We start from the raw sequence: 11,192 nt of genomic DNA, 5'->3' as shown, positions 1-11,192 counted from the left end.
CGCCCCGTCGCCGGCGGCCTGGCCGCAGCGGCCCGCCCGCGGCTGGACGGCCGGTTTCGTCGGCGGGATCGTCGACGCCTGTGGTGAGGTCTCCGCCGGGGTGCTGCGGATCGTGCCCGGCGACTAGGAGCTCGCCCGGGCCTGCGTCGACGCGCTGCGCCGGCTCGGGTTCCGCGTGGCCTCCGAGCCGTCGGCCCGGCCCGGGGTGCGGGCGCTGCGGGTGCTGGGCGGGGTCGCCGAGCAGCTGCGGCTGGTCGCGGTGACCGACCCGGCCGTGGCCCGGGTGCGCGACGTCGGCGGTGCCCGTGTCGAGGAGCCGCCCGGGGGAGCGCCGCGGGTCGTGGCGGTCCGCGACACCGGCACCCTCCGCCCGATGGTCGACATCACCACCGGTACGGGGGACTTCGTCGCCGCCGGGGTGGTCAGCCACAACTGCTTCGCCCGCAACACCCACACCTACCTCGACCTCGACGCGGGCGCGGACTTCGACTCCCAGATCGTGGTCAAGGTGAACGTCGCGAGGGTGCTGGAGCGGGAGCTGGCCCGGCCGTCGTGGCGGCGCGAGCACGTCGCGATGGGCACCAACACCGACCCCTACCAGCGGGCGGAGGGCCGCTACCGGCTGATGCCCGGGGTGATCACCGCGCTGGCCCGCTCCGGCACGCCGTTCTCCGTCCTCACCAAGGGCACCGTGCTGGGCCGGGACCTGCCGCAGCTCGCGGCCGCGAACGCCGACGTCCGCGTCGGCACCGGGGTGTCGATCGCGCTGCTGGACCGGGAGCTGCAGTCGCACCTCGAGCCGGGCACCCCGAGCCCGCGGGCCCGCCTCGACCTCGTCCGGCGGATCACCGACGCCGGCCTGCCCTGCGGGGTCATGGTGGCCCCGGTGCTGCCGTGGCTGACCGACTCCACCGAGGCCCTCGACGCCCTGCTGGCGGAGATCGCCGCCGCCGGGGCGAGCCGGGCCACGGTGCTCGCGCTGCACCTGCGTCCCGGGGCCCGGGAGTGGTTCCTGGCCTGGCTGGGGCGGACCCACCCCGCGCTGCTGCCGCGCTACGAGCGGCTCTACCGCGGCGGGGCCTACGCCACCCGGGACTACCGCGGGACCCTGGCCCGGCGGGTCGCCCCGCTGCTGGCCCGGCACGGCCTGGACCGGCCCGAGTCGAACCCGCGCGACCCGGGGTGGACCCGGCAGCCGGTCGCGTCGCCGCGGGCTGCGGAGCCCGGGGACGGGCAGCTGAGCCTGCTCTGAGAACCCGCCGGAAACCTGGTGGCAGACGGCCCGGGGGATGCCGATAGCCTTGACCGCCGTGATGCGAACCCACCCCGTCGGCACGCTGCGTGCCGAGAACGCCGGCCAGACCGTGACCCTCGCCGGATGGGTGGCCCGCCGCCGCGATCACGGCGGCGTGATCTTCATCGACCTGCGGGACCGCTCCGGATCGGCCCAGGTCGTGTTCCGCGAGGGCGAGATGGCCGAGCGGGCCCACCGGCTGCGCTCCGAGTTCTGCATCCAGGTCGTCGGCGAGGTCGTCCGCCGGCCCGCGGGCAACGAGAACTCCGACCTGCCGACCGGCGACATCGAGGTCACGGTCACCGAGCTGACCGTCCTGTCGGAGTCGGCGCCGCTGCCGTTCCCGATCGACGAGCACACCGGCGTCGGCGAGGAGATCCGGCTCTCCCACCGCTACCTCGACCTGCGTCGTTCCGGGCCCGCCGCGGCGATGAAGCTGCGCAGCGACGTGAACAAGGCCGCCCGCGACGTGCTGGCCGCGGAGGACTTCATCGAGGTCGAGACGCCGACCCTGACCCGGTCCACCCCCGAGGGCGCGCGCGACTTCGTCGTCCCGGCGCGGCTGCGCCCCGGCTCCTGGTACGCGCTGCCGCAGAGCCCGCAGCTGTTCAAACAGCTGCTCATGGTCGGCGGGCTGGAGCGGTACTACCAGATCGCGCGCTGCTACCGCGACGAGGACTTCCGCGCCGACCGCCAGCCGGAGTTCACCCAGCTCGACATCGAGATGAGCTTCGTCGAGCAGGACGACGTCATCGCACTCGCCGAGAAGGTCCTCACCGCGCTGTGGCGCCTCGTCGGGTACGAGATCGAGACCCCGATCCGCCGGATGCCCTACGCCGAGGCGATGGCCCGCTACGGCTCGGACAAGCCCGACCTGCGCTTCGACATCGAGCTCACCGAGCTCACGTCGTACTTCGCGGGAACCGGGTTCCGGGTCTTCCAGAACCCCTACGTCGGCGCGGTCGTCATGCCGGGCGGGGCGTCGCAGCCCCGCAAGGTGCTCGACGGCTGGCAGGAGTGGGCCAAGCAGCGCGGCGCCCGCGGCCTGGCCTACGTGCTGATCGGTGAGGACGGGCAGGTCGACGAGCGCGGCCCCGTGGTCAAGAACCTGTCCGAGGCCGAGCGGTCCGGCCTGGCCGAGGCCGTCGGCGCGCACCCCGGCGACTGCATCTTCTTCGCCGCCGGCAAGCCCACCGAGGCCCGCGCGCTGCTGGGCGCGGCCCGGGGCGAGATCGCCCGGCGGACCGGTGCGATCGACTCCTCGGCCTGGTCGTTCGTCTGGATCGTCGACGCGCCGCTGTTCGAGTCGGCCGCCGACACCGACGACGTCGCCGTCGGCGGCGGTGCGTGGACCGCGCTGCACCACGCGTTCACCTCTCCGACCCCGGAGTGGATCGACACCTTCGAGAAGGACCCGGGCAACGCCCTGGCCTACGCCTACGACATCGTCTGCAACGGCAACGAGATCGGCGGCGGCTCGATCCGTATCCACTCGGCCGACGTGCAGAAGCGGGTCTTCGAGATCATGGGCCTGTCCGCGGAGGAGGCACAGGAGAAGTTCGGCTTCCTGCTCGACGCCTTCTCGTTCGGTCCGCCGCCGCACGGCGGGATCGCGTTCGGCTGGGACCGGATCACCGCGCTGCTCGCCGGCGTCGACTCGATCCGCGAGGTCATCGCGTTCCCGAAGACCGGCGGCGGGTTCGACCCGCTCACCCAGGCCCCCGCGCCGATCACCGCCGCGCAGCGTAAGGAGGCGGGCGTCGACGCGAAGCCGACGGCGCCCGCGCCCGGCGGGTCGGCGCCCGGCCGCCCCGGGGAGACCGGCGGCGGTGCCCCGGAGAAGCCCGGCCCGGCCGCGTAGGCGCTGCACCTGCGGGTGGTCTGCCCACCCGGGCGGACGGTCGAAGGTCCGCAGCGTCCTCGACGCCCAACCCGGGGTGGGCCACCTGGTGGTCCACCCCGGGGTGGCGGTGTACCCGGCCGGTGACCTGGTCGAGGCGACGTGGTGGGCGCCATCGATGCGGCGGCCGCGGTGCTGGTGCTCACCCGTCGCGGATCGCGTCGTCGGGGCGCGGACCGCGCGCTCTCCGAAGGGTAGGGTCCCCTTCGATGACCGATCCGCAGTCGACTCCCGGCGCGGTCGCGGCGGTGGCCGGGGCCGCGCGGTTGCTGTCGCGGCGGGCGGGCTCGGAGGTCGAGCTGTTCGAGCCCGAGGACCTCGGCGGCAGCGGCCGCTCCGTCGTCGCCCGGGCCCGGATGGCGAAGAACCCGTTCTCCGACCGGCGCAGCGTCGTCGTGAAGCACTACGCTCCGCCCGAGGACGGCACGGACCTGGCGTCGGACCCGTTCCGCTACGAGGTCGCGTCCTGCCAGCTGTTCACCGCGCTGCCCAGCGACGTCCGGCCCAGCCCGGTGATCATCGCGCACGACCCGGAGCAGCGGCTGCTCGTGCTGGAGGACCTCGGCCGCAGCCTGACCCTGGCCGACAAGCTGTTCGCCCCGGACGCCCAGGCCGCCCGGACCTGCCTGCTCGGCTGGGCCCGCGGCCTGGGCCGGATGCAGGCCGCGACCGCCGGGCGGGAAGGTGACTTCGGGGCGCTGCTGCGCCGGCTGGGGGAGAAGGCCCGCCGGGACCCGGTCGCCGACCAGGCCCGCGCCGCGCTGGCCGGGCTGCCGGAGCTGCTGGTCGAGATCCTCGGCGTCGAGGTGCCGGAGATGGCGCTGTTCGAGGCCCAGGGCGGGGTGCGCCTGCTCGGCGGCACCGGGTTCCGCGCGTTCAGCCCGTCCGACACCTGCCCGGACAACAACCTGGTCACCAGCCGAGGGGTGCGGTTCGTCGACTTCGAGTGGGGCTGCTTCCGCGACGTCGTCCTCGACGCCGCCTACGTGCGGGTGCCGTTCCCCGGCTGCTCGTCGAGCTTCGCCCTGCCCGACGCCGTCGCCGACGCCATGCTCGACGCCTGGCGGGCCGAGGTCGCGCCGGTGTGGCCCGAGCTGGACGACCCCGAGCTGCTGGAGTCGCGCCTCGCCGACGCCCAGGTGCTGTGGGTGTGGTGGTCGACCTGGCAGCTGCTGCCGCGGGTGCCCGAGCGCGACGGCCCGATCGGTCCCGACGCCGGCCGGTCCCCGCGGATGTCCACGGCGCTGCGGCACTACTGGCGGGGCCTCGGTGTCACCGCGGAGGCGACCGCCCGGCCCGGCACGGCCGCGCTGGCCGAGGCCGTGGTGACCGCGCTCGACACCCGTTTCCCGGACGCGTCGTCGACGCTGCCGCTGTTCCCCGCCTTCCGCGGGGGCGAGTGGTAGGGACCCGCCCCGAGAGTTCCCACGGCGGTACGGGACCCGTCACCGGTTGCACACGGAAACGGTGGCTGCGGCGGTGATCGTGTCGGCGTGTCCCCGATGACCGCGCGCCCGTCCGTCGTCGATCCGGTCCTCCGCCCCGTCCGCCCCGTCGCCGTACCGCACGCGACCGGGCGGCCCGTCCGGCACCTCGTCCTGCTGGGCGACTCCACCGCCGTCGGACTGGGTGACCCCCTGCCCGGCGGAGGCTGGCGTGGGTTCGGCCCGTTGCTGCGCGACGCCCTCGACGATCCCGACCACCCCGGCTCGGTCCGGCTGGACAACCACGCCCGGACCGGGGCGCGGATGGCCGACGCCCGGCACGGGCAGGTGCCAGCGGCCGCGGCGTCGGGGCCCGACGTCGTCGTGCTGTGCGTCGGGATGAACGACACCCTGCGCTCGGACTTCGACCCGGCCGCGATCCGGCGGGACTGCGCCGAGTCGCTGGAGCTGCTGCTGCGGGCCGGTGCGACCGTGCTGCTGCTCCGCTTCCACGACCACACCCGCGTCTGGCCGCTGCCGGGGCTGTTGCAGCGGGCGCTCGCCACCCGGATCGCGGCCCTGAACGGGGCCGTCGACGGGGCGGTGGCCGAGGCCGTCGCCGCGACGGGGCGGTCCGCCGTCGGGATCCTCGACCTCGACACCGCAGGCAGCTACGACCCGGCGGCGTGGAGCGTGGACCGGTTGCACCCGTCCGAGCTGGGGCACCGGTTGCTGGCGCGTGGTTTCGCCGCGCTGCTCGGCGCCGCAGGGTTCGCGGTGCCGGGGGAGATCGGGCTCGACGCCGCCGGTGGGCGGGAGGTGACGGCCTGGCAACGGGGGGCGTGGCTGGTGGTACAGGGGGTGCCGTGGCTCGTGCGGCGGTCCCGGGACCTCGGGCCGGTGATGGTGCGGGGGCTCCTGGAGGGGGCGCGGGCGCGGAAGGTGCCCGCCTGACCTCGGCGGCCCGGTCACAGGCGTCGCAGGAAGTTCCCGATCCGCTCCACGGCCTGCTCCAGCTGCGGCAGCGCCGTCGCGTACGAGCAGCGGATGTGCCCCTCGCCGGAGGGCCCGAACACGCTGCCCGGGACGACCGCGACCGACTCCTCCCGCAGCAGCCGCTCGGCGAAGGTCTCCGAGTCCAGCCCGGAGGCGCGGATCGAGGGGAACGCGTAGAACGCGCCCGCCGGCTCCGGGCAGTCCAGCCCGGCCTCGCGCAGGCCCTTCACGAAGACCCGGCGGCGACGGTCGTAGTCGGCCACCATCTCCGCGACGTCGCCCTCCGCGCTGGTCAGCGCCTCCACGGCGGCGATCTGCGAGATGTGCGGCGCGCACAGCATCGTGTACTGGTGCACACGCAGGCACAGCTCCGCGATCGGCTCCGGCGCGGCGAGCCAGCCGACCCGCCACCCCGTCATCGCCTGGGCCTTGGAGAACCCGCCCAGGACCACCGTCCGCTCCCGGGCACCCGGGACCGCGCCCAGACAGGTGTGGGCGCCGGTATAGGTGAGGCGGTCGTAGATCTCGTCGGAGAGCAGGTACAGGTCGTGCCGCTCGGCCAGCGCGACGAGCTCGCGCAGCACCTCGGGCGGCTGCACCGCGCCGGTCGGGTTGGCCGGCGAGCCGATCAGGATCGCCTTCGTCCGCGGCGTCACCGCGGCCTCGACCGCGGCGATGTCGATCGCGAACCCGTCCTCGGCGCGGGTCGGCACCCCGACCGGCACCCCACCGGCGAACGCCACGCACGGCTGGTAGGCGACGTAGCAGGGCTCCGGGACGATGACCTCCTCGCCCGGGTTCAGCAGCACCCGGAACGCCAGGTCCAGGCCCTCGGACACCCCGGTCGTGACCAGGCACTCGGTGGCGGGGTCGTAGTGGGCGTCGTAGCGCGACGCCAGGTCCGCGCACACCAGCTCCCGCAGCTTCGGCAGGCCCGCGTTCCCGGTGTAGGTGGTGTAGCCGCGCTCCAGGGCGTAGATCCCGGCCTCGCGGATCCGCCACGGCGTCACGAAGTCGGGCTCACCGACACCGAGGGAGATGACGTCGTCCATCTCGGCGGCGATGTCGAAGAACCGCCGGATCCCCGACGGCGGGATCGCCGAGATCGTCGCGTTGAGCGCCTTCACGGGGTCACCGGCAGCCGGTGGTCGGGCTCCGGCTCGGCGAAGGAGTCGCCGTCGCGCTTGTGCGTGGCCAGCACGAAGTGCGTGGCGGTCGAACGGACCCGGTCGATCGTGGACAGCTTCTGGGACACGAAGTCGCTGACCGCGCGGATGTCCGGGCCGACGACCGTGCAGCGCAGGTCGTGCCCACCGGAGACGAGGTAGCAGTCGCGGACCTCGTCGAAGCGGGAGATTCGGGCGGCGACGTCGTCGAACCCGACCCCGCGGGCCGGGGCCACCGACACGTCGATGAACGCCGTCACCTGCGCCCCGGCGCGGCCGGCGCCGGAGTGGCCGTTGCCGCCGTCCTCGTACCGGGCCCAGTCCACGACGGCCTTGTGCCTGCGGATCACCCCGGAGCGTTCCCACTCCGCGATCCGGGCGTCGACCTCGTCCCGGGGCAGACCCAGCATGGTGGCGACGGTGTCGTGGCTCAACGACGCGTCACGTTCGAGCAACTCGAGGATCTCGCGCACGGCGTGACCCTACGACGACCGCCCGTCGCCGTGCCGCGGGCCGGGCGGGTCGGTGGTGGCCCGCCCCGGCCGACCGGTCAGGCCGCGTGCGGCAGCGGGGCCGCGACGTCCGGAGCGACACCGCCGCGTGCCGGGTCGAGCAGCCCGCACTCGAGGTCGACGAGCTGGACGCGCGTGCACGGACCGCACACGTACACCGTGCCGGTCGGGCCGTGGTGGCTGCTCCAGGCGAGTCCGCGGACGTCGGCGGGAGTGCGCGGACGGGAGCAGAGCGGGCAACTCGGGATCGTGTCCATGCCCCGTGAGCGTGCACGGGCTCTGTTGCGCGCCGGTGACACCGCGCGTCCGCGGCGTTGCGTTCCGGCGACGATCCGGGGTCGGCAACGATCACGCTGCGTACGCGTCGGTCACGAATCGGGGGCGAGCCGGTGAATTCGGCACCGCCGCACCCCGCCCGCAACTAGGGTCCGCGCGCATGAGCAGCAACGAACCGCCGCGGGGCGAGGACCCGCAGGCCGGTCCCGGGGGAGCCGCGACGCCCGGCGGCGCCCAGGAGTCCGGGCAGGCGGCCGGGAGCGGTGACCAGCCGGGCACGCCGTACCCCGGCGGGCAGCAGGCCGGGCAGGACGACGCCGCCACCGGCGCGCAGGAGCCGGGACAGCACGGCACCGCCGCCCCGTCCCAGCACGGCCCGCAGTACGGCCAGGACCCCGGCCCGCAGTACGGCCCGCAGTACGGCCAGGCCCCGTACGGGCAGGACCCGGGGCAGCAGTACCCCGGCCAGTCCTACGGCCAGCAGCAGTACCCCGGCCAGTACCCCGGCGCAGGCCAGTACGGCCAGCAGCAGTACGGGGCCCAGTATCCCGGCCAGTACCCCGGGGCCGGGCAGCAGTACCCGGGCCAGTACCCGACCGGCCAGCAGTACGGCGGCCAGTACCCGCAGGGCGGCTACGGCCGGCCCGCCTACCCCTCCGGAGGTGCCCCGCCCAGCGGCACCTCCCCGGACCCGCTGGTGCCGTTCTCCTTCGGCGACTGGTCCTCCAAGATCGTCGGCGTCCTGCAGCGCAGCGGGAAGCCGCTGCTCATCATCAACCTGATCGTGCTGATCCCGACCGCGGTCCTCAGCGGCATCAGCTACCTCCTCGACGGGGGCACGCGGTCGTCGTTCGACCCCGTCGACCTCGACCTCAGCACGGGGTTCGTGGCGGGCCTCGGCCTGACCACCCTGGTCCTGGCCGTGATCGCGATCGTGCTGTCCGCGCTCGGCTACGCGGCGTCGGTGTTCGTCGTCGTGCGCGACGCGGCCCAGCGCCCGTGGAGCCAGGACCAGGTCATCGCGTTCGCGAAGAACCGCGCGCTCCCGGTGATCGGCTGGTCGCTGCTGGCCGGACTGCTGTTCGTCATCGGCTTCTTCCTGCTGATCATCCCGGCCATCTACCTGGGCGTGGTGTTCACCGGCGCGCTGATCGGGGTCGTCGTGATCGAGCGGGCCGGGATCGGCCGCACGTTCACGCTGGTCAACCCCCGGTTCTTCCCCGTGTTCGGCCGGCTCGTGGTGTTCTTCCTGATCGCGATCGTGTACTCGCTGGTGATCTCGCTGGTCGTCGTCGCGCCGCTGACGTTCCTCAGCCCCGTCCTGGGTCAGGTCGTGGGGACCCTGCTGCAGCTGCCGGTGCAGATCGCCGGCGTCGCCGCGATGATCGTCACTTACGCCGAGTGCCGCTTCCACGAGCACAACCCGGTGCACACCCCCGTCCTCGCCGACGAGATCGACCGCGCCTGAGCCGCCCGTCCACCCGGGGCCGGTGTCCTGGCAGGCTGGATGCGATGAGCACCGACGGCCTGTTCGACATCGACCCCGGGGGCGACGAGCGCGACACCGGTGACGGCGACGCCGTCCGCCCCGACGCGCCGCTCGCCGCGCGGATGCGCCCGCGCACCCTCGACGAGGTCGTCGGCCAGGCCGACCTGCTCGCACCCGGTGCGCCGCTGCGCCGCCTGCTCGACGGCGGCGCCGCGGCGTCGGTGCTGCTCTACGGCCCGCCCGGCACCGGCAAGACCACCCTCGCCCGGCTGATGGCCGGCGCCGGGGGAGCGGAGCGGCATTTCGTCGCCCTGTCGGCGCTCTCGGCCGGGGTGAAGGAGCTGCGGGCCGTCATCTCCGAGGCCCGCCGGCGTCGCGACCGCAGCGGCACCACCACGGTGCTGTTCATCGACGAGGTGCACCGCTTCTCCCGTACCCAGCAGGACGCCCTGCTCGGCGCGGTCGAGGACCGGCTCGTCCTGCTCGTCGCCGCGACCACCGAGAACCCGTCGTTCTCCGTCGTGTCCCCGCTGCTGTCCCGCTCCCTGGTGCTGCAGCTGCAGTCCCTCGGGGAGGACGACGTGCGCACCCTGCTCCGGCGCGCCGTCACCTCCGAACGGGGCTTGAACGCGACCGTCGCGCTCGCCGAGGACGGCGAACAGGCACTGGTCCGGCTCTCCGCTGGCGACGGGCGCCGCGCGCTCACCGCCCTGGAGGCGGCCGCCGACGGTGTCCTCGGCGCCGGCGGCGACCCGGTGATCGACCTCGCCGCCGTCGAGCGCGCCGTCACCGAGGTCGCCGTGCGCTACGACCGCGCGGGCGACCAGCACTACGACGTCATCAGCGCGTTCATCAAGTCCATCCGCGGCTCCGACCCCGACGCCGCCCTGCACTACCTGGCCCGGATGCTCGTCGCGGGGGAGGACGCCCGGTTCATCGCGCGCCGGCTGATGATCCACGCCTCGGAGGACGTCGGGCTGGCCGACCCGACCGCGCTGCCCGCCGCGACCGCGGCCGCCCAGGTCGTGCAGCTCGTCGGGATGCCGGAGGCGCGGATCGCGCTCGCCCAGGTCACGGTGCACCTGGCGACCGCACCCAAGTCGAACGCGGTGATCACCGCGATCGACGCCGCAATGGCCGACGTACGCTCCGGCAGGGTCGGCGGGGTGCCCCCGCACCTGCGCGACGGCCACTACGCCGGCGCGCAGAAGCTCGGCAACGCCGTCGGCTACCGCTACCCGCACGACGACCCCGACGGCGTCCTGCGCCAGCAGTACCCGCCCGACGACGTCGTCGGCGTCGACTACTACGCGCCGTCCGGGCGCGGGCACGAACGCGTCCTCGCCGAGCGCCTGCCCAAGCTGCGCCGCGTCGTACGCGGCACCCGGGACTGAGCCCGCGCGCTCAGCCGGTGGTCAGGGTCAGCCCGAGCGCCCCGGTCGCGGTGCGGATCGGGGTGAAGTAGCTGGTGCAGTTGCCGTCGCCGCCCGCACCGGTGTGCACGCCCTGGGCCTGCCCGGACGAGGTGATGTAGGGGGCGCCGGAGTCGCCCTCCTGCGCGCACGCCGCCACCGAGGTCAGCCCGGACTGGCTCTGGCCCTCGAAGTTCACCGTCATGTCGGTGCGCTGGACCGTGCCGCAGGACCGCCCGCTGGTGGACCCGTACAGGCAGACCGTGGAGCCCACGGGCGCCGGACGGCTCCCGGCCACCCGGATCCCCGACACGGTCGCCGACACGCCGCCCGGCTCGACCGCGATCGCGCCGACGTCCACCCCGCGGCCCGCGGTCTCGACCTCGGAGCCGATCGTCGAGCCGTCGCCGGCGGACCAGGACGACGAGCCCCGGGTGCAGTGCCCGGCGGTGATCAGCCAGTCGCTGCTGCCGTCGGAGGCGGCGAACCCGGCCGTACAGCGGCGGGTCCCGTCGGTGATGGTGTCGCCCCCGCCGACCGCGGCCTGCCGGTGCGCCGGCGCCGCCACCCGCTCCACCCGCACCGCGGACGGGTCGAGACCGCCGGTCAGGCCCGCGGCCAGCGCGTCGGCGCCCGGCCCGTCGACGACGCTCACGACGACCTGCTCGGTGCGGGGGTCGACGCCGTAGGAGTCCAGACCGGCGGGCATCCCCGTCGCGGTGC

General features: G+C 74.7%; 10 protein-coding genes. 6 read left to right on the top strand and 4 right to left on the bottom strand.

All coding sequences use genetic code 11. The features are described 5' to 3' along the window. Positions 1–175 precede the first annotated feature (175 nt). The 4 genes from NH602_RS21730 to NH602_RS21715 all read left to right on the top strand — a co-directional run bounded on the left by NH602_RS21730 (position 176) and on the right by NH602_RS21715 (position 5,572). The gene (locus NH602_RS21730) at positions 176–1,252 is read left to right on the top strand and encodes a radical SAM protein (RefSeq protein ID WP_253068767.1); all 1,077 of its coding nucleotides are present in this window, start codon (positions 176–178) and stop codon (positions 1,250–1,252) included. Positions 1,253–1,310: 58 nt separating this feature from the next. Continuing rightward, entirely contained in the window at positions 1,311–3,155 is a 1,845-nt protein-coding gene (gene aspS / locus NH602_RS21725; protein ID WP_073574668.1) for an aspartate--tRNA ligase, read from the top strand. A gap of 248 nt (positions 3,156–3,403) precedes the next feature. Continuing rightward, on the top strand, positions 3,404–4,600 hold the full coding sequence (locus NH602_RS21720) for a hypothetical protein (protein WP_073574669.1): 1,197 nt from the start codon (positions 3,404–3,406) through the stop codon (positions 4,598–4,600). Between the two features lie 96 nt (positions 4,601–4,696). Next, a complete protein-coding gene (locus NH602_RS21715) occupies positions 4,697–5,572 on the top strand; it encodes a GDSL-type esterase/lipase family protein (protein ID WP_179763156.1) in 876 nt (291 codons plus the stop codon). 14 nt (positions 5,573–5,586) lie between these two features. On the opposite strand, the gene NH602_RS21710 is transcribed toward NH602_RS21715, so the two are convergent. From NH602_RS21710 to NH602_RS21700, 3 genes are all read right to left on the bottom strand, one after another. After that, positions 5,587–6,741: an aminotransferase class I/II-fold pyridoxal phosphate-dependent enzyme gene (locus NH602_RS21710; RefSeq protein WP_100877600.1), complete on the bottom strand. Its 1,155-nt coding sequence runs from the start codon at positions 6,739–6,741 to the stop codon at positions 5,587–5,589. Continuing rightward, positions 6,738–7,253, bottom strand: a complete 516-nt coding sequence (locus NH602_RS21705) for an Lrp/AsnC family transcriptional regulator (RefSeq protein WP_073574671.1) — start codon at positions 7,251–7,253, stop codon at positions 6,738–6,740. Before NH602_RS21705 ends, NH602_RS21710 begins: the two co-directional genes overlap by 4 nt. Before the next feature lie 77 nt (positions 7,254–7,330). Beyond that, positions 7,331–7,549: a hypothetical protein gene (locus tag NH602_RS21700; RefSeq protein ID WP_139282729.1), complete on the bottom strand. Its 219-nt coding sequence runs from the start codon at positions 7,547–7,549 to the stop codon at positions 7,331–7,333. A 179-nt stretch (positions 7,550–7,728) separates the two neighbouring features. Here NH602_RS21700 and NH602_RS21695 point away from each other — a divergent pair, with 179 nt between their 5' ends. Both NH602_RS21695 and NH602_RS21690 read left to right on the top strand, forming a co-directional pair. After that, complete coding sequence (locus tag NH602_RS21695) at positions 7,729–9,036, top strand: hypothetical protein (protein ID WP_253068766.1); 1,308 nt, start codon at positions 7,729–7,731, stop codon at positions 9,034–9,036. Positions 9,037–9,080: 44 nt separating this feature from the next. Continuing rightward, the gene (locus NH602_RS21690; RefSeq protein WP_073574673.1) at positions 9,081–10,451 is read left to right on the top strand and encodes a replication-associated recombination protein A; all 1,371 of its coding nucleotides are present in this window, start codon (positions 9,081–9,083) and stop codon (positions 10,449–10,451) included. A gap of 10 nt (positions 10,452–10,461) precedes the next feature. Here the strand turns inward: NH602_RS21690 and NH602_RS21685 are convergent. After that, on the bottom strand, positions 10,462–11,192 hold a 731-nt coding region (locus tag NH602_RS21685; protein WP_253068765.1), incomplete at its 5' end, for a S1 family peptidase.

Origin of the sequence: Pseudonocardia sp. McavD-2-B (assembly GCF_024124365.1) — a bacterium.
In the GTDB taxonomy this organism is placed as follows: domain Bacteria; phylum Actinomycetota; class Actinomycetes; order Mycobacteriales; family Pseudonocardiaceae; genus Pseudonocardia; species Pseudonocardia alni.
Note: the sequence above shows the minus strand (reverse complement) of the source record. Positions and strands in the feature narration are given on the sequence as shown.